Annotated in this window: 18 protein-coding genes; 11 read left to right on the top strand and 7 right to left on the bottom strand. The window is 66.2% G+C overall.

What is annotated here, in order from left to right; translation table 11 throughout:
* Positions 1–85 precede the first annotated feature (85 nt).
* The 4 genes from ccoG to ccoS are packed head-to-tail and all read left to right on the top strand — an operon-like array spanning position 86 to position 4,303.
* Positions 86–1,546, top strand: coding sequence for a cytochrome c oxidase accessory protein CcoG (gene ccoG, locus M2335_RS10965; RefSeq protein WP_264595403.1), 1,461 nt, complete (start codon positions 86–88; stop codon positions 1,544–1,546).
* The gene (locus tag M2335_RS10960; RefSeq protein WP_264570021.1) at positions 1,543–1,998 is read left to right on the top strand and encodes a FixH family protein; all 456 of its coding nucleotides are present in this window, start codon (positions 1,543–1,545) and stop codon (positions 1,996–1,998) included. The genes ccoG and M2335_RS10960 overlap by 4 nt, the downstream gene beginning before the upstream one ends.
* Complete coding sequence (locus M2335_RS10955; RefSeq protein ID WP_264594702.1) at positions 1,995–4,151, top strand: heavy metal translocating P-type ATPase; 2,157 nt, start codon at positions 1,995–1,997, stop codon at positions 4,149–4,151. The genes M2335_RS10960 and M2335_RS10955 overlap by 4 nt, the downstream gene beginning before the upstream one ends.
* Entirely contained in the window at positions 4,148–4,303 is a 156-nt protein-coding gene (gene ccoS, locus M2335_RS10950) for a cbb3-type cytochrome oxidase assembly protein CcoS (RefSeq protein WP_264594701.1), read from the top strand. Before M2335_RS10955 ends, ccoS begins: the two co-directional genes overlap by 4 nt.
* A gap of 163 nt (positions 4,304–4,466) precedes the next feature.
* Here the strand turns inward: ccoS and M2335_RS10945 are convergent, their stop codons facing one another.
* Positions 4,467–5,144, bottom strand: a complete 678-nt coding sequence (locus M2335_RS10945) for an OmpW/AlkL family protein (protein ID WP_264586998.1) — start codon at positions 5,142–5,144, stop codon at positions 4,467–4,469.
* 134 nt (positions 5,145–5,278) lie between these two features.
* On the opposite strand from M2335_RS10945, the gene hemN reads away from it, so the two are divergent.
* The 6 genes from hemN (at position 5,279) to fghA (ending at position 10,221) form a co-directional block, all read left to right on the top strand.
* The gene (gene hemN, locus M2335_RS10940; RefSeq protein ID WP_264594700.1) at positions 5,279–6,601 is read left to right on the top strand and encodes an oxygen-independent coproporphyrinogen III oxidase; all 1,323 of its coding nucleotides are present in this window, start codon (positions 5,279–5,281) and stop codon (positions 6,599–6,601) included.
* A gap of 3 nt (positions 6,602–6,604) precedes the next feature.
* Positions 6,605–7,303 (top strand): sulfite exporter TauE/SafE family protein, encoded by a 699-nt coding sequence (locus tag M2335_RS10935; protein ID WP_264594699.1) that lies wholly within the window; start codon positions 6,605–6,607, stop codon positions 7,301–7,303.
* A 98-nt stretch (positions 7,304–7,401) separates the two neighbouring features.
* Positions 7,402–8,514: an S-(hydroxymethyl)glutathione dehydrogenase/class III alcohol dehydrogenase gene (locus M2335_RS10930; RefSeq protein WP_264594698.1), complete on the top strand. Its 1,113-nt coding sequence runs from the start codon at positions 7,402–7,404 to the stop codon at positions 8,512–8,514.
* A 38-nt stretch (positions 8,515–8,552) separates the two neighbouring features.
* Complete coding sequence (locus M2335_RS10925; RefSeq protein ID WP_264594697.1) at positions 8,553–8,942, top strand: VOC family protein; 390 nt, start codon at positions 8,553–8,555, stop codon at positions 8,940–8,942.
* Between the two features lie 46 nt (positions 8,943–8,988).
* The gene (locus M2335_RS10920) at positions 8,989–9,372 is read left to right on the top strand and encodes a VOC family protein (protein WP_181559349.1); all 384 of its coding nucleotides are present in this window, start codon (positions 8,989–8,991) and stop codon (positions 9,370–9,372) included.
* 3 nt (positions 9,373–9,375) lie between these two features.
* Complete coding sequence (fghA, locus tag M2335_RS10915) at positions 9,376–10,221, top strand: S-formylglutathione hydrolase (RefSeq protein WP_264594696.1); 846 nt, start codon at positions 9,376–9,378, stop codon at positions 10,219–10,221.
* Positions 10,222–10,248: 27 nt separating this feature from the next.
* Here fghA and M2335_RS10910 read toward each other — a convergent pair whose 3' ends face one another.
* Entirely contained in the window at positions 10,249–10,560 is a 312-nt protein-coding gene (locus tag M2335_RS10910) for a DUF3817 domain-containing protein (RefSeq protein ID WP_264594695.1), read from the bottom strand.
* 150 nt (positions 10,561–10,710) lie between these two features.
* On the opposite strand from M2335_RS10910, the gene M2335_RS10905 reads away from it, so the two are divergent.
* The gene (locus M2335_RS10905; RefSeq protein WP_264594694.1) at positions 10,711–11,706 is read left to right on the top strand and encodes a MarR family winged helix-turn-helix transcriptional regulator; all 996 of its coding nucleotides are present in this window, start codon (positions 10,711–10,713) and stop codon (positions 11,704–11,706) included.
* A gap of 11 nt (positions 11,707–11,717) precedes the next feature.
* On the opposite strand, the gene M2335_RS10900 is transcribed toward M2335_RS10905, so the two are convergent.
* Genes M2335_RS10900 through M2335_RS10880 form a run of 5 tightly spaced genes read right to left on the bottom strand, consistent with a single transcriptional unit; the run spans position 11,718 to position 18,123 of the window.
* Positions 11,718–13,073, bottom strand: a complete 1,356-nt coding sequence (locus tag M2335_RS10900) for a VOC family protein (RefSeq protein ID WP_264594693.1) — start codon at positions 13,071–13,073, stop codon at positions 11,718–11,720.
* Positions 13,070–14,362: an N-succinylarginine dihydrolase gene (locus M2335_RS10895; protein ID WP_264594692.1), complete on the bottom strand. Its 1,293-nt coding sequence runs from the start codon at positions 14,360–14,362 to the stop codon at positions 13,070–13,072. The genes M2335_RS10900 and M2335_RS10895 overlap by 4 nt, the downstream gene beginning before the upstream one ends.
* Positions 14,359–15,777, bottom strand: a complete 1,419-nt coding sequence (gene astD / locus M2335_RS10890) for a succinylglutamate-semialdehyde dehydrogenase (protein ID WP_264594691.1) — start codon at positions 15,775–15,777, stop codon at positions 14,359–14,361. Before astD ends, M2335_RS10895 begins: the two co-directional genes overlap by 4 nt.
* A gap of 35 nt (positions 15,778–15,812) precedes the next feature.
* Positions 15,813–16,862, bottom strand: a complete 1,050-nt coding sequence (locus M2335_RS10885; protein WP_264594690.1) for an arginine N-succinyltransferase — start codon at positions 16,860–16,862, stop codon at positions 15,813–15,815.
* Positions 16,855–18,123 (bottom strand): hydrolase, encoded by a 1,269-nt coding sequence (locus M2335_RS10880; protein ID WP_264594689.1) that lies wholly within the window; start codon positions 18,121–18,123, stop codon positions 16,855–16,857. Before M2335_RS10880 ends, M2335_RS10885 begins: the two co-directional genes overlap by 8 nt.
* Positions 18,124–18,166: the final 43 nt, after the last annotated feature.

The raw sequence follows: 18,166 nt of genomic DNA, 5'->3' as shown, positions 1-18,166 counted from the left end.
CTCAATGTCGTTTGAGCCGACTGCGCCTAAGCGAAGATCGATCGGAGGCAATCTGATGCCGAAGACGCCAACAACGGACGCTGCCATGTCCCCCGTGAATGATGTTACCGCGCCAGCGGAAAGCCTCTACGCCAAGCGCAAGTCGGTCTTCCCCAAGCAGGTCGATGGGCCGTTCCGCCGCTTCAAGTGGCTGGTGATGGCCGTCACCCTGACGATCTATTGGGCCACGCCCTGGATCCGCTGGGACCGCGGGCCGCACGCGCCCAATCAGGCGGTGCTGGTCGACCTCGCCAATCGCCGCTTCTTCATGTTCGGCATCGAGATCTGGCCGCACGAATTCTATTACGTCGCCGGGCTGCTCATCATGGCGGGCGTCGGCCTGTTTCTGGTGACCTCGGCCGTCGGCCGCGCCTGGTGCGGCTATGCCTGCCCGCAAACGGTCTGGACCGATCTGTTCCAGCATGTCGAGCGCTTCCTCGATGGGGATCGCAACGCGCAGATCAGGCTGGAGAAAGCGCCCTGGACTCCGATGAAGGTCTGGAAGCGGCTGCGCAAATGGGCGGTCTGGCTCGTCATCTCATTCCTGACCGGTGGCGCGTGGATATTCTACTTTGCCGATGCGCCGACGCTGCAACACCAGTTCTGGACCGGGCAGGCGCCGTTCGTTGCCTATGGCACCACCTTCGTGCTGACCATGACGACCTTCATCTTCGGCGGCTTCATGCGCGAGCAGGTGTGCATCTACATGTGCCCCTGGCCGCGCATCCAGACCGCGATGACGGATGAGAAATCGCTCATCGTGACCTACAAGCACTGGCGCGGCGAGCCCCGCACCAAGGGGCTGAAGAAGGCGCAGGATGAAGGGCTGCCGACCGGCGACTGCATCGACTGTCTGCAATGTGTGCAGGTCTGCCCGACCGGGATCGACATTCGCGAGGGGCCGCAGATCGGGTGCATCACCTGCGCTTTGTGCATCGATGCCTGTGACAAGGTGATGGCGCAGATCGGCCGTCCGCGCGGCCTGATCGATTATGCGACAGAGATCGACTGCGAGGCCGAGATGAAGGGCGAGGCGCCGGCGCCCGTGCGCAAGCGCCTCTTCCGTCCGCGCACAATTGCCTATTTCGCGATCTGGGCGAGCATTGGCCTTGCCATGCTGTTCGCGCTGGGCGTGCGTTCGCGCATCGACATCGCGGCCAATGCGGAGCGCAATCCGGTCTATGTCCGCCTGTCCGACGGGTCGATCCGCAACAGCTATCTGATCAAGGTGCGCAACATGCAGAGCCGCGCGCGCCCTATGGCCATCGGCCTCGATGGGCTGGACGGCGCGCTGATGTGGCGTGAGGGCCAGACCCGCGATCAGGCGAGCCGGACCCTGCAAATCGACGTGCCGCCCGATCAGGTGCTCAAGGAACGCGTGCATGTGGTTGCGCCGGCGCAGGGCGTTGCCCGCCAGGATTTCGCCTTCACGTTGCGCACGCTCGACGAGCAGAAAGAGGCAGCGCAGGATGATGAGAGCTTTGTTCGCCCGGAGGTAGGCCAATGACCCGCAAGTTCACCGGACGGCATATCACCGTCATTCTCGTCAGCTTTTTCGGCGTGGTCATGGCCGTCAATTTCACCATGGCCTTCCTCGCAAGCTCCACATTCGGCGGGCTGGTGGTGCAGAACAGTTACGTCGCCAGCCAGGAGTTCAACAAATGGCTGGCGCAGGCCCGCGCCGAAAACGCGCTGGGCTGGGCGCTCACGCTGAATCGGACTGCGGAGACACGGCTGAGCGCGACGCTGCGCAGTGCGAATGCGCCGATGAACGATGTGGCGCTGACCGCCACCGCCCGCCACCCGCTCGGCCGCAAGCCCGATATCGCGCTGCAATTCCGGGCGCTCGGCGATGGCGTGTATGAGAGCCTCCAGCCCCTGCCGCAGGGCCGCTGGATCGTCCATGTGCGGGCCCGCGCCCATGGGCGGGAGATCAACCGGGTGGTCGATCTGTCATGACCTATGTGGCGCCAAGGCCCGATTGGTCGGCGGATGCGGTGGAAACCCGCCTCGCCGTGCCGGACATGCATTGCGCCGGCTGCATTTCCAAGATCGAGCGGCTGTTGCCATTGCAGCCGGGGGTCCACGCGGCCCGCGTGAATTTCTCGGCCAAGACCGTGATCGTCTCGCATGCCGCCGATCTGGCCGAGCCGGACCTGCTGCGCGCCTTCGATGCGATCGGGTTCGAGGCGCAACCGCTGCACAGCGCGGCGGCGCATGAGCGCAGCCAGGCGCTGCGTAAGTTGATCCGCGCTCTTGCCGTGTCAGCCTTTGCGGCGATGAACGTCATGCTGCTCTCGGTCTCGGTCTGGTCCGGGGCGGATGGCAGCGCGCGCGAATTGTTCCACTGGATTTCCGCGCTGATCGCCATCCCGGCGGTGGCCTATGCGGGACAGCCCTTCTTCCGCTCGGCCTTCAAGGCGCTGCGGGCGGGCACGACCAATATGGATGTGCCGATCTCCATCGGCGTCATTCTGGCGACCTCGATGAGCCTCTACGAGACGATCATCGGCGGTCGCCATGCCTGGTTCGATGGCGCGTTGATGCTGCTCACCTTCCTGCTCGCCGGCCGGGTGCTGGATGAAATGATGCGCGCGCGCGCCGCCAGCGGAGCTGAAGCGCTGGTACGCCGCACCGCGCCCGGTGCCATGCGGCTGGCCGAGGATGGCGCGAGCCAGTGGGTTGCCGCCGATGCGCTGGCCGTAGGCGACCGCGTTCTGGTTGCCGCCGGCGAGCGGCTCGCGGCAGATGGCATAATCGAGCAGGGCAGCAGCCGGTTCGATCTCTCCTTGCTGACCGGCGAAAGTGCGCCTGTCACGCTGCGCGCGGGCGACATGGCGACCGCCGGCACGCTCAATCTCGACGGCCCGGTGACGCTGCGCGTGACGGCCGTAGGCGAGGGGCGGGCGATTGCCGAGATTGCCCGGCTGATGGAAAGCGCCGGCCAGGCCAAGTCCCGCTATGTCCGCCTCGCCGACAAATGCTCGCGGCTTTACGCGCCGGTGGTGCATCTGCTCGCTGCCATCACCTTTGCCGGCTGGATGATCGCCGGGGCGGGCTGGCACCAATCGCTGCTGGTCGCCATCGCCGTGCTGATCATCACCTGCCCCTGCGCGCTGGGCCTCGCCGTGCCGGTGGCGCAGGTGGTGGTCTGCGGCGCGATGATGCGCGCCGGGCTGCTGGTGAAGGATGGCAGCGCGCTGGAACGCCTCGCGCAGGCCGATCAGGCCCTGTTCGACAAGACCGGCACCCTCACGCTCGGTCGCCCGCGTGCCTCTGGCGTCGAGGCGCTGGACGAGGAGGAGCGGAGCATCGCCCGCGCGCTGGCCATGACCAGCCGCCACCCCCTCGCGGTGGCGCTCCGGCAAGCGCTGGGCGGCGAGCATGTCGGCCCGGCGGTTCTTGCTGACGTCGAGGATATTCCCGGCGAGGGCGTGCGCGCGCGTTGGCAGGGCCAGCCCGTTGCGATGGGCAAGCCGACACCGCAGGATCTGAGCGATCAGGCTGGCGCAAGTGACGATCCGACCATGGCGGTCGCGCTGGAGCTGGCGCACGGGCGCCGTCACATCACCCGCTTCGCCGATGCGCTGCGCCCGGATGCCGCGCGGGCGCTGGCGGACCTGCGCGGCCTTGGTCTGCCGCCGGCGATCATGTCGGGCGATCGGGAGGAGGCGGTCCAATCGCTAGCCGATCAGCTCGGCGTGCCGGCCGAGGGCGGGATGCGCCCGGCCGACAAGCTGGCGCGGCTGCAGGCGCTGGCCGAGGCCGGACACAAGCCTTTGATGGTAGGCGACGGACTGAACGACGGCCCGGCACTTGCCGCGGCCCATGTCTCCATGGCGCCCGGCTCGGCGAGCGATGTCGGCCAGCAGGCGGCGGACATCGTGTTTCTGGGTGACAGCCTCTCGGGTATCCCCAAGTCGGTGCGGGCCTCGCGCGCCACCATGCGCATCGTGCGGCAGAATATCGGTCTGGCGATCGGCTATAATGCGCTGGCTGTGCCGCTGGCGATTGCCGGCTATGTCACGCCGCTGATTGCTGCCGTCGCGATGTCGAGCAGTTCGCTCATCGTGGTGGCCAATTCCCTCCGTCTGCGCTGGGCTGTCAAATGAACGGATTGATCTTCCTCATCCCCGTCGCCCTGCTGCTCGGCCTGACCGGCTTGGTCGCGTTCATGTGGTCGCTGCGCAATGGCCAGTTCGACGACCCGGATGGCGCTGCCTTGCGCATTCTGATCGAGGATCAGGATAAGCCGTCGGACTGACGCGACTTGAGAATACCGCGAAGATGCTCCCCTCCTCTTCAGAGGAGGGGCGAGCCCCAATGAGCTGCCGATCCTGCACTAGGGGTACGAGCACAAAAAAACGGGCCTGCTCCGGGAGAGGGAGGAGCAGACCCGCCTTGCCGGCGCGTGCCGGGAACTGGGCTTAGAAGCGGTAGCTGACGCCGCCGCTGACGACCCAGGGATCGAGTTCGTGCCGCGTCGCCAGGACGGTGGCGCCGGAGGCATTGTAGAATTCTGCGGTGGGCCGGACGAAGTAGCGCTTGGCGTCGAACGAGATGCCAAGGCCGGTATCATTCACCGGAATGTCGACGCCGGCCTGCAGCGCGAAGCCCACCTTGCTCTTGAGCTTGGCGCTCGCGGCGCCCAGCGCGGCAGTGCCGCCCGCGCCCACCTTGGAGTCCACCACCCAAAAGTAGCTCGGCCCGGCGCCGATATAGGGTTTGATGGGGCCGGCGTTGAGGTGATATTTGAGCGTCACCGTCGCCGGCACGATCTTGATGTCATCGAGCAGCCGGTTGACGCCCTTGATCGCGCCCGCGCCATCCACATGGTGCGCGGTCATGCAGCAGATCGTCTCCACCGAGACGGCATCGCTCAGGAAATATTCGATTGCGGCGGTCGGCACCCAATTGTCGCTAGCGGCGGTGTCCGTGCCGGCGGGCAGCGTCACCGTGGCGGATTTGACCGTATCGATCTTGCCATTGGGCAGCACGCCGGTTGCCATCAGCTTGACCTGCACCTTGCCTTGTTGCGCCTGCGCGACCCCGGGGGCAGCGAGCATCGCAAGACCGGCGACACAGCTGAATAAACGAGCATTCATGGGTTCTTTCCTTTCTTTCCCTGAACCTGCATCGCTCATTAGGATTGGGTTGGGCGCCGCTCATTGACCCAGCGCAAGACTTGGCTTGATCGAGGTCAAGGGCAGCCAAGGCTCGACAAAGTAGAGCCATTTCCATGTGGTCCTATTATCCCGATCTGCTCGCCCGGCCGGTGCCGCGCTACACCAGCTATCCGACGGCGGCCGAATTCACGGACCGGGTGGGGGAGGCATATCTCGGCCATGCGCTGGATGCGGTGCAGCCGGGGCAACCCGTCTCGCTTTATGTGCACATCCCCTTTTGTGAGGAGATATGCTGGTATTGCGGGTGCAACACCGGGCGCTCCAACAAGGCGCAGCGGCTGACCAGCTATCTCGATGCGCTTCATGCCGAAATTCGCACTGTCGCCCAGCGCCTCGGCGGACGCGCCCGCGTCGAGCGCATCGCCTTTGGCGGCGGCAGCCCCAATGCCATCCCGCCGCTGGAGTTTGCCCGGCTGGTCGATGAGATGATGCTGGCCTTCAACTGTGGCGCGCCGGTGCTCTCGGTCGAGATCGATCCGCGCGGATTCGACCAGCGCTGGGCGATGACGCTGGGCGTCTCCGGCACCAAACGCGCCAGCCTTGGCGTGCAGACCTTCGATCCCGCCATTCAGGCCGCAATCGGGCGGGTCCAGCCGCGCGACCTCATCGTCAGCGCGGTTGATCGCCTGCGCAGCAACGGCGTGCGGTCCATCAATTTCGATCTGATGTACGGTCTGCCGGGGCAGGATCGCGCGTTGCTCGAGCAGACGCTGGACGAGGCCATCGCTATGCGGCCAGACCGGATCGCCCTGTTCGGCTATGCGCATGTGCCGCATATGCTGCCCCGCCAGAAGCGGATCGATGCCACCCATCTGCCTGATCAGGCCGAGCGCTTCGCCATGGCGGCGCTGGGGCATGATCGCCTGGTTAGCGCGGGTTATGTCCCGGTCGGCTTCGATCACTTCGCGCTGCCCCATGACGATCTCGCCAAGGCACAGCTGCAGGGCAGGTTGCGGCGCAATTTTCAGGGCTTTACCGAGGATCGAGCTGATGTGCTGATCGGCATCGGCGCGACGGCCATCGGCCAGTTTCCGCATCTCGTCGTGCAGAATGACAAGAATAGCGGCCGCTACCGGATGCGCGCTGGCGCCGGTCGCCTGACCGGCGAGCGCGGCATCCTGCGTGACGCGGATGACCAGCGGCGTGGCGCGATCATCGAGGATCTGCTGTGTGGCCGCGCTGCCGATGTCGGGACCGATCTGCACCTGACGGACCTGCGTGCCCGGCTCGCGCCCTTCCTGGAGCGGGGCCTCGCTACGCTGGAGGGCAATAGCCTGCGCATCGCCGAACAGGGCCGGCCTTATGGGCGCGCCGTCGCAGTGCTGTTCGACCGCCATCGCGCCCTGTCCCAGCAGCGGTTCAGCAGCGCGATCTGAGCGATGGCCGATCCGTGGACCTTTGGCGGCGGATTTCTGCTCGGCTTTGCCTCCAGTCTGCATTGCGTGGGCATGTGCGGCGGCATCGCGCTGCTGCTCGACCAGGCGCGGGGAGAGGGGGACCATCCCGCAGCCTTTGCGGCGCGGCTCCATGCCGGTCGTATCGGGGCCTATATGGTGATGGGTGGCGCGGCGGGGGCGCTGGGCGCACTGGCGCTGGGCGGGCTGGATGCGAGACTCGGCCATCTGCTCCTGCGCTGGGCCGCGGCGATGAGTCTCGCCTGGGTCGGCTTCTCGATGCTGGGCCTTATGCCGAGCCCCGCTGTGGTCGGTCACGCGATCCGGGGGCAGGTGCATGTGCCGGCTTACGTCGCAGGCGCGGCGCGATCGATGCTGCCGCCGCGCCTGCGCATGGTCGCCACCGGCTTTGGCTGGGGCATGATGCCGTGCGGAATGGTCTACGGTGCGTTGCTATATGCGGCCTTTGCCGGGTCGCTCACCGGCGGACTGCTGGTCATGGCGGGCTTTGGCATCGGCACGCTGCCGGCGTTGCTTGCGGTACAGGTCGGCGCCACGATGCTGGCCGGGCTGGCCCGTAAGCCCGGCGTGCGGACGCTCGCTGCCCTCGCGATCCTGCTCTGCGCGCTGCTCAGCCTCGGCGCCGGGGAGGCCGGCCTGCTGGCCCTGTGCCGCGCGAAATAAGCGTTCGACCGGCTTGGGCGGGGTTGCAAGAATCAGTCTCAGGTTCCAACAAGCGGCAACTGGCGCGTGAGCGCCGTTCCTTGCTGGAGAGATGGGGCATGAAAACGCGGGCTGCGGTAGCATTTGAGGCAAAGAAGCCGCTGGAGATCGTCGAGCTGGATCTGGAAGGGCCCAAGGCGGGCGAGGTTCTGGTCGAGATCATGGCTACGGGCATCTGCCATACCGATGCGTACACGCTCGACGGCCTCGACAGCGAAGGCATCTTCCCCAGCGTGCTCGGCCATGAAGGCGCGGGCATCGTGCGCGAGGTCGGCGCGGGCGTCACCTCCGTGGTGCCGGGCGACCATGTCATCCCACTCTACACGCCGGAATGCCGCCAGTGTAAGTCCTGCCTCTCAGGCAAGACCAACCTGTGCACCGCGATCCGCGCGACGCAGGGCAAGGGCCTGATGCCGGACGCCACGACGCGCTTTTCCTACAAGGGCCAGCCGATCTACCATTATATGGGCTGCTCGACCTTCTCGAACTTCACTGTTCTGCCCGAGATCGCGGTCGCCAAGATCCGCGAAGACGCTCCGTTCAAAACGAGCTGCTACATCGGCTGCGGCGTGACGACGGGCGTGGGCGCGGTTATCAACACCGCCAAGGTTCAGGTCGGCGACAATGTCGTGATCTTTGGCCTCGGCGGCATCGGCCTCAACGTCATCCAGGGCGCGCGCCTGGCTGGCGCCAACAAGATCATCGGCGTCGACATCAACCCCGATCGCGAGGAATGGGGCCGCAAGTTCGGCATGACCGACTTCCTCAATTCCAAGGGCATGAGCCGCGAGGATGTGGTGGCGAAGATCGTGGCGATGACCGACGGCGGCGCGGATTATACCTTCGATGCGACCGGTAACACCGAAGTGATGCGCACGGCGCTCGAGGCCTGTCACCGCGGCTGGGGCACCAGCATCATCATCGGCGTGGCGGAAGCGGGCAAGGAGATCGCCACGCGGCCATTCCAGCTCGTTACCGGCCGCAACTGGCGCGGCACCGCGTTCGGCGGCGCCAAGGGCCGCACGGACGTGCCCAAGATCGTCGACATGTACATGACCGGCAAGATCGAGATCGATCCGATGATCACCCACGTCATGGGCCTTGAAGAGATCAACACCGCCTTCGACCTGATGCATGCCGGCAAGAGCATCCGCTCCGTGGTGGTGTTCTAAGGTCCGCAGGGCGGCGGTTGCGCTCGGGAGCGGCACCCATGTTCAGGCATCTGGTCCTCGGCACCGACGACATCGAGCGGGCGCGCATCTTCTATGATGCGACGTTCGCGGCGATGGGCATCGCGCCGGCGCAGGCCGATGCGAAGGGGCGGCTTCTCTATCGGGATGGTGGCGGTCTGTTCATCGTTGGCCACCCTATCGATGGCCAACCGGCCTCCCATGCCAATGGCGGGACCGTCGGCTTTCTGGCGCCCACACCGGAGGCGGTGAAGGCCTGGCATGCAGCCGGCCTGGCGCATGGCGGCCAGGCGTGCGAGGGAGAGCCGGAGAACCGGATTTCGCCCGCCACCGGGGGAGGTATCTGGGTCGCATATCTGCGCGATCCGGATGGCAACAAGCTTTGCGCGGCTTGGGACGAACCCCAGTGATGCTCCGGTGCGCGCAGGATTTTGAGTAACCAAGAGGAGAGTTACAATGTTTACGCATATCATGGTTGGCGCGAAGGACCTCGCGCAGAGCGCGAAATTCTATGACGCCGTGCTCGGCGCACTGGGCGCTGGCGCCGGCCACAACATCGGCGATCGCGCTTTCTATTCGCACAATGGCGGCACCTTCGGCATCATTTCGCCGATCAACGGCGAGCCGGCGACCCATGCCAATGGCGGCACGATCGGCTTTGCCGCTGCCGACAAGGATCAGGTCGATGCGTTCCACGCGGCCGGTGTGGCCAATGGCGGCACCAGCGAAGGCGAGCCGGGCAAGCGCCCGCAGGCGCCGGGCAACGCCTATGGCGCCTATCTGCGCGACCCGACCGGCAACAAGATCTGCGTCTTCTGCCAGCTGCCTGAAGGCGCCTGATCGATGACGCTGGAGACGCTCTCGACGAACAAGGCCTATGGCGGCGTCCAGGGCGTCTACCGGCACACATCTTCGGCGACGGGGACGGCGATGACATTCGCCGTCTTCGTTCCCGAGCATGAGCCGGGCGAAACCTTGCCCGTGCTCTTCTACCTCTCCGGCCTCACCTGCACCCATGCGAACGTCATGGAAAAGGGCGAGTATCGCGCGGCCTGTGCGGCGGAGAAGATCATCTTCGTGGCGCCGGACACCAGTCCGCGGGGCGAAGATGTGCCCGACGATGCGGAGGGCAAATATGATTTCGGCCTGGGCGCCGGCTTCTATGTCGATGCAACCCAGGCACCGTTCGCGACCCATTATCGCATGAAGAGCTATATCGAGCAGGAACTGCCGGCGCTGATCGCCGCAAATTTCCCTGTCGATATGGCGCGGCAGGGCATCACCGGGCACAGCATGGGCGGCCATGGCGCGCTGACCATTGCGCTGCGCAATCTTGAGCGCTTCCGGTCCGTCTCCGCCTTCGCGCCGATCGTCGCGCCGAGCCAGGTGCCGTGGGGCCAGAAGGCGCTCGGTGGCTATCTGGGAGACGATGCATCGGCCTGGGCGCAGCATGATGCCGTGGCGCTGATCGAACGCGGTGCCCGACTGCCAGACCTGCTGGTCGATCAGGGCGGCGCGGACAATTTCCTCGAGCAGGAGCTGCGCACGCATCTGCTGGGCGAGGCCTGCGCCAAGGCCGGTCAGCCCGCGACAATCCGCATGCAGCCGGGCTATGATCACAGCTATTATTTCATCTCGACCTTCATGGCCGAGCATGTCCGCTGGCACGCCGAGCGCCTCAAGGCCTGATTTTCGCGCTCTCTTTGGCGCGGGGGGTCAGACCGACCGCGCGCGCCCTTGGGTGAGGGCGGCCTCTTGCCGCCTGAGATAGGGATCGTTGAGGAACGTGCCGAACGGGAAGAACGCCGCCAGCGTCGTCCGCAACCAGCCCAAGACTCCAAAGCCCTTGCCCGGCAGCACGAACAGCATCGCGCCGATGTAGAGCAGGAAGGCGATGCCGTGGGTCATCCCGACCGGACGGATCAGCGCGGGATTGTCGAAGCCATATTTGAGCGGCATCGCGATGAGGAACAGCGCGAGGGTCGTGATGCCTTCCACCAGGGCGATATAACGGAAAATCCTGAGCATGGTGTCTCCTGAGCGGTCGATGACCTGTCGCGTCGCGATCACAACCATGTCGCAAGACTCACACGATAGCGTCGCGCCGGTTGCCTGATCGGGTTCGATGGGCTTTATCATGCAGACGACAGCATGCCAGGGGCGAGGAGCAAAAATATCGTGACGCAAGAGGCGGATATCGGTCCCGCCCAGCTCGATGCCGGGCTTCTGGGGATGCGCCTCATGCTGCTCATGCGCGCGATCCGCGAGGGCGGCCTGCCGCTGTTCGAGGCGGAGGTGGGTTACAAAGAAATCCATCGCCATTTGCTGCTGCTGCTCGGGCTCTCCGGCGGCATGACCTCTCAGGACATCGTCGGTTTTGCCGGCTACGAGAAGGCGCAGGTCAGCCGCGCGATCAAGCCGCTGGAGCGGGACGGACTGATCGTGCGTGAGAAGCTGCGCGCCAAGCTCACCCTCTCCCCGTCGGGGCGGGTGCTCTTCGAAAAGATTCGCGCCATCGTCCGCGCCCGTGACGGCCAGCTGGTGGCCGGACTGGGGCGCGACGAGCTCGAACGCTTCGGCCTGCTCACCGACCAGTTGGCGCAGAAGGCCGCCCGCATCTACAATCACGAGCGCTGCCTGAGTGTCGAGGCGGGGATCATCGGCGCGGCACCGGGCGGGGCCGGCACGCCCTCATGGCCTGTGGGGCCGGAGGGCAAGAAGATTGAGCCGCCGCCGGACCTCATCGCGCCCAAGCTGGTCGGACTGGTCGCCTATCTCAAGCGCAGCGCGATGCTCTCCTGCCAGCGGATGCACGGCCTGTCGAACTTTCAGGGTCAGGTTCTCGCGCTCATCGGCCTGTATGCGCCGCTGCCGATGGCCCAGCTGATCAAGGCGATGGGGCGGGACAAGAGCCAGATCGGGCGGACGGTCTCGGCGCTGGAAGAGAGCGGGCTGATTGAGCGATTCAGGCCGACCCGCCGCCGCGATATCGTCCTGCAACCGACCGAGGCCGGTGCCGTGGTGTACAAGGCGCTCCACCACGAGGCCTCCGTGCGCGATTCCAGCCTCTGGAGCGAGGCAAGCGCTGAGGATCGGGCATTCTATCAGGGCATTGTGAGCCGCCTCATGGTCCGCGCTCGGGCATTGAGCGGCGAGAGTTCGGCTGCGGCGTGAACGCTGGTCTGCTATCCCAGCATGTCAAGCGAGGCCTGTTCCTGATCGAGATATAATCCGAACGGGTCGAGGCACGGGACGCCGAGCGCGGCCTCAAACTCATCCTGCGATGAGGCGCCGGCGCGCGATCCAGCCTCTGCATCGGCGAGATTGGAGCGAAAGATGCCGGCGGCACTGACCGGCAGGAAATCCTCATAGGTGATCGGGCTCGCTTCCAGCCAGCCATCTGCAACCAGCTCGTCTGGGGCGCCGGATGGCAGCTGGCGTCCCGCAGGAAGCATAGCGGCCTTGGGCGTCGGCGCATAAGTGAAATAGGCCAGCCCCTGTTCGCGGATCGTATCCAGATCGTCGGGAAAGCGCTGGAAGATCTCCGTCAGGCGCGCTTCATAGCCTTTGCCGCCCAGGCTGCGGGCCTGCTCGGCTTCCGCGAGGATCGCATCGTAAAGCGCGCGGCCATGTGGCGTCAGCGCAATCCCGCGTTGCTCGATCTCGCCGAAGCGCGCGGTGTGGACGCCGGCCACGCTCTCGTCGCCATCGCGGAACAGGATGGCCTCTTCCAGCGCCTGAAAGCTCGTCTGGCGCAGCAGGATCGGGACAGACCGGCGTGGCGGGCCTTCGATCACGGCCTTGGCCTTGATGCCGCGCGCGATCATCTCGGCCTGAACCGCATCGATGTCGAGCGCGCGGGGCGTCAGGTGATTGATGTGCGGACCACGGAAGCACACAATATCGGCGATCAGCCGGTGTGCGCGACTGAACGCTTCATAGGTCGCATGATCCACCAGCGCTTCGCCATGCCAGCGGAAGGTTTCCAACGCCTCCAGCACGAAGGCTTCTGCCTCTTCGGTGCCCAGACCGCCCTCCCGCTCGACGCGGTCGATCAGCGCCAGCGCGCCATCGGTGACGATGCTGCGTCGAGCGAGCAGCGCCTGGGCCTGCTTGCGCAACGTAACATCCTCGATCAGCTCAAGCCGCAGCAGCGAGCAGAAGATACGGAAGGCGCAGCGGTTCAGCGATGCCGTGTCGATCGGCCGAAATGCAGTCGAATGCACCGGCAGCCCGGCGACGCCCAGATCATAATAGCCCACCGGCACCATGCCCATCACGGCGAACAATCGCCGCATGAGATGCAGTTCTTCTGGCGTGCCGACCCGGATGGCGCCGTGGCGCTCGGCACTGAGCCGGTCGAGTTCGCCCTGCGCTGCGAGCCGTTCGTTCAGCGCGGGATTGTCCTGCAGCACGCGGGCATTGCTCGTGGCGACGATCTCCAGCAGCGTGCCGTAGAGCGGCACCTCGGCCCGGTACATCGCGGACATCGCCTCCGAAAAGGCGAGGCGAATGTCAGCAGGATCGACGAAGCGGGTCATGGGAAGGCTTGCTCCAATGCATGGCGCAAGGCCGTCCGCGCCGCCTGTGCCTGCGCCCAGAGGTCGGGCAGGCCGAGATCGGACGGGGCGAGGCGCTCGGGCCAGTGATTGCCGACGATCGTCTCCAGGCGGTCCAGTCCGCGCTCGTCGAGCAGATGGGCAGGGTGAACCGCCTGTTCCGCCTCACGTGAGAGCAGCACGCGCAGGCGCAGGCATGCAGGGCCACCGCCATTGTGCATGGATTCGCGCACATCGACGAAATGGGCGGCGTGGATCGGGCCGTTGGCACCGACATTGCTGTCCAGCCAGACTTTCACGGCGGGGGTTTCCCGGCACTCCATCGGGAGAATCAGCGCTCGCTGCCCGTCCGGCAGTGTCACCAATTGGGAATTGAACAGATAGGAGGCGATGGCGGCTTCCAGCGAGACCTCGCTGGCCGGCACCTCCAGGATGATCAGGTCCGGGCAGCGCTGCGCCAGCGCGGCATAGAAGGCTGGCTTGTCCGCGAAGGCCTGCTCGTGAGCAAAGAGGATGTTCTCGTGCGCGACGGCGACGACATCATTGTGGAACGCGCCGGCCGCAATGGCCTCGGCGGATTGCTGCACGGTCAGGCCGTCCTCAATGCCGTGCCGGCGGAAGATCGCGCGGCAGGCTTCGGCCGATTGGCGCGCAGGAAAGCGCCCGCCCGGTTCGCCATAGACCATGACCTCGACGCCGGGTCCGTTCATAGGGGAAGCCAGCCGCATGAAGTTGGCGGCGCCTTCATCGCCGAAACGAGCCGGGACCGGATCATGGACTGCGAAATAGCGCTCATCCGCGAAGATGTGCCGCAATTGCCGCAGCGTCTCGGGCCATTCATGGCTGCGGTGCGCCATAGTCGCGAGATTGGCGACGGTGAAGTGCGTGCGCCCGTCCGCGGTGTCCGGGGCAGGGGAGACGGTGGCGGCATTGGCGGCCCACATTGCCGATGCGCTGGTGGCTTGAGCGAACAGCAACGGCTCTTCCGCCCATGCGCGGGCACAGACCTGCGCATCCGACCCGTCGAAGCCGAATTGGCGCAGCCAGTCCGCGTTGGGTCGATCGTGCGGCAGGAAGAAGCCCTGTCCCAGCCCCAGCCCGTGCAGCGTGCGCATCTTGGCGATGCCTTGCAAGGCTGCCTTGCGGGGCTGGGAGACCTCGCCGGCGTGGAGCGTGGCGGCCAGATTGCCGAGGCTGAGGCCCGCATAATTGTGGATCGGGCCGATCAGCCCATCGAAATTGACCTCGCGAAAGGCGGGCGCGGCGCTCATGCGCGCAGTCCGGTGGAAAGCGTACCGTCCAGCGCTGGGGCCTCCATGCCCGCGACCGGGAAGGCACAATAATCGGCGGCATAATAAGCGCTGGGGCGCAGGTTGCCGCTGTCGCCGATGCCGCCAAAGGGCATGGCGGAGCTTGCGCCATTGGTGGGCCGGTTCCAGTTGACGACGCCGGCGCGAGTGGCGGCGCGAAACTGCTCGAACTGCGCCCGGCTCCCACCCAGCATAGCGGCGGAGAGGCCAAAGCGCGTGGCGTTGGCGCGGGCGATGGCGCGGTCGAAATTCGTCTCGCGCCAGAGCTGGACCACCGGGCCGAAAATCTCCCCGTCAGGAGCGGTCTCGATACCGGTCATGTCGATCAGCGCCGGGGAGAGGAAGGGCAAGCCGGGATCTCGTCGGACCAGCGGACGGATCGGGCGCCCGCCGAGCGCAAGCAGATCCGCGACGCGCGCCTCGACCAGATCGGCGGCGCGATTATCTACCACCGGTCCCATGAAGGGCTGCGGATCGTCAAAGGGCGCGCCGACGATCAGCCTGTCCAGTGTCGCCGCGACCCGCTCGATGAGCGCATCCGCGATCTCGTCCTGCACGATCAGCCGACGCGCGCAGGTGCAGCGTTGCCCGGCGGAAAGCCAGCCGGACTGGACGATGAGCGCAACGGCAGCGTCCATGTCGGCCTCGCCGATCTCCCAGGCGAGCAGCGGATTGTTGCCGCCCATCTCCAGCGCGAGAATGCGCCCCGGCGTATGGGCGAAGGCGCGGGCGAGGAGCTTGCCGGTGGTCGAACTGCCGGTGAACAGCAGACCATCCGTGCCCGGATGCGCGGCCACTGCCTTGCCGGTCTCGCCGCCGCCCTGCACGATCTGCAGCACGCCGTCGGGCAGGCCAGCCTCCCGCCACAGCTGGCCCATCAATTCCGCCGTGGCAGGCGCCAGTTCGCTGGGCTTGAAGACGACGGCATTGCCCGCCAGCAGCGCCGGAACGATGTGCCCGTTGGGCAGATGCGCCGGGAAATTATAAGGCCCGAGCACCGCCAGCACGCCATGCGGCCGGTGGCGCAACGCCAGCGCGAACCCGTCTCCATCTCGCAGCGTCTCGCCCGCCCGGTCCGCCTGCGCGGCGATGGAAATCTCCACCTTGGCAGCGACGCTGGCCGCCTCAGTCCTGGTTTCCCAGAAGGGCTTGCCCGTCTCGCGCGAGATTACCCGGGCGACGTCGTCTGCATGGGCCTTCACCGCGCTGGCATAGGCGCGCAGGATGGCGATGCGCTCTTCCAGCGCCGTGCGCTCCCAGCCGGGCTGGGCGGACCGGGCCTGCGCGACGGCGGCATCGACGGTAGCTGCATCCGCAGCAACGCCCCGCCAGACGACGTCTCCCGTGCACGGGTCGGTGGAAATCAGGTCGTTCATGGCTCTTCCGCTCGTTTCGTCTCTGGTCTGTTCGGTCAGTCGGTCGTCAGATAACGGGCCGTTGCGCCCTCGCTCAGGCGGCCGAGCGCCATCGCATCCGCTGGCAGGGTCAGGCGCTCTCCTTCGGTATCGATCTGCCCGGCGGCGCGCCAGGCGCGGAAATCCAGCAAATCTCCGGCGGCCAGCAACATCGGGCGGGCCTGGGTCTGAGATGCAGGTGCATCGCTGAAGGCAGCCGCCTCGCGGCTTTCCTTCACTGCCCGCAAATCATCGACATCGGCCTGCATGGTTGGCCCGGCGTCGAACAGATCGACATAGCCATCATAGCGGAAGCCCTCGGCCGCGAGCAGCTTCATGGCCGCAGCGCCGCTGGCGTGCGGCTTGCCGATAGCTGCCTGCGCCTCGGGTGGCAGCAGGGTGGTGTAGATCGGGTGCTTGGGCATGAGGTCGGCGATGAATTGGTTGCCGTTGAGGGCGTGGAAGCGGTCGGCATCGGCGAACTCCAGGTCGAAGAAACGCCGGGTCAGCCCTTCCCAAAATGGCGAGACGCCTTCGGGCTCCTGCCAGCCCCGCAATTCGGTGAGCACCTGCTGGCCGAAGCGCGCGCGGTGCATGGCCATGAACAGATAGCGGCTGCGCGCGAGCAGCACACCAAGCCCGCTGCGCCGCAGTTCGGGTACCAGAAACAGGCCGCCAACCTCGCTCGCGCCGGCAAAGTCGTTCACCAGATTGAGCACGTTCGTCGTGACGATCCGGTCCAGCTGGCGCGAATGCTGCGAGAGGCGGGTGAGCTTATAGGAATAAAAGGGCTTCTTGGTGCCGACGCTGGAGAAGATGAGCGCCGTTCCGCCGATCCGCTCGGTGCCAACTTCTTCCAGCGCGAACATGTACAGCTCATCATCGGGCTGGCTCAACTGCGCCTCAAAGCTGCGCTGGGATCGTTCCAGGCGTGCGAACAGGGCCTCGCGATCATGAGGCAGATTGGTGAAGCCCGGCCCGGTCTGGCCGGCGAGCGTGTAGATGGCGTCGATATCCGCGGTCGTTGCAGGGCGGACGAACCAGTTGTTGAAAGAGCCGTCAGTCATGGGCGACCCCTGCCATATCCGGCGCGGAACCGAGGGCGTGGTCGAGCCGTCCTTGCGCGATCCGCAGCATGGTGATGGCGGCAAGCGCGGCGCGTTCGCTCAGTGAACTCAGGATCATGAACTCCTCATCGGTATGGATGGCGCCCCCGCGCACGCCCATCGTGTCCACCACCGCGACATTCTGGGCGGCGATGTTGTTGCCATCGCAGACGCCGCCGCTTGGCTGCCAGTCGATGGCGAGGCCCAGGTCCGCGCCGGTCTCCCGGACCAAGCCGAACAGCGCCTGATGCTTCGCGTCGAAGGGCTTGGGCGGTCGCGCAAAGCGGCCTGCGAGCGCGATCGTCACGCCATGATCCGCACTGACCTGCGCAATGATCCGGGCGATAGCCTGCTCGGCGACCTGCTGGCCGGCCAGGTCCACGGGCCGCATGTTCCAGCTCAGCAGCGCCCGATCGGGCACGACATTGTTGGCGCCGCCGCCGGACAGACGCGCGACATTGACGGAAAGCCCCTCGATCTCGTGCTTGAGCGCATCCAGCCGCACCGCGAGATCGGCTGCGGTCACCACGGCATTGCGGCCATCCAGCGGATTGCGGCCGGCATGGGCGGATCGGCCGGTCAAGGCGGCGGTGAAATTGCCGCTGCCCCGCCGGGCGCTCGCCAGCGTGCCATCCACCGTGACGGAAGGCTCGAAGGTCATGCCGGTCTGGCAGCGCCGCGCCGTCTCGCGCAGCAGCGCTGCCGACCCCAGCGAGGACACTTCCTCATCGGCATTGACCACCACATCCCAGCCGAAATCGGGAATGGCATTCGCTGCCTCCAGCGCAGCCAGCGCCTCGATCATCACGAGGAGCCCGCCTTTCATATCGGCGGTGCCGGGGCCGTTGAGGCGGTCGTCTTCGATCAGGCGACAGATCTGGAACGGGTGATCGGGCGGGAAGACCGTATCCATATGCCCGGTGAGGATCATGCGGCGGGCGCAGGCGACACGCTTGCGGGCGAGCAGATTGGCGCCATGAGCGAGCGCAACGGTGCGGCCTGCCTCATCCAGCGTTTCAGCGGGCTCTGGCGCAACGGTTGCGACCGTATCGGCAATCTCCGTCAGTCGGGCCGCGATATGCTGGCGCATCTGCTCCAGCCCGGCGAGATTGCGGCTGCCTGAGTTGACCTGCGCCCAGTCGACGACTTGCGCCGCCATGTCCGCCTGTCGTCTCCTAAGATGCTCCACGATCCCGATTTCGGTCGGTGAGAGTCCTGTCATGGCCCGATGCTAGACCAACTGGCCGCCCGGGGCTAGGGGCGCG

Origin of the sequence: Sphingobium sp. B12D2B (assembly GCF_025961775.1) — a bacterium.
Lineage (GTDB): Bacteria > Pseudomonadota > Alphaproteobacteria > Sphingomonadales > Sphingomonadaceae > Sphingobium.
Note: the sequence above shows the minus strand (reverse complement) of the source record. Positions and strands in the feature narration are given on the sequence as shown.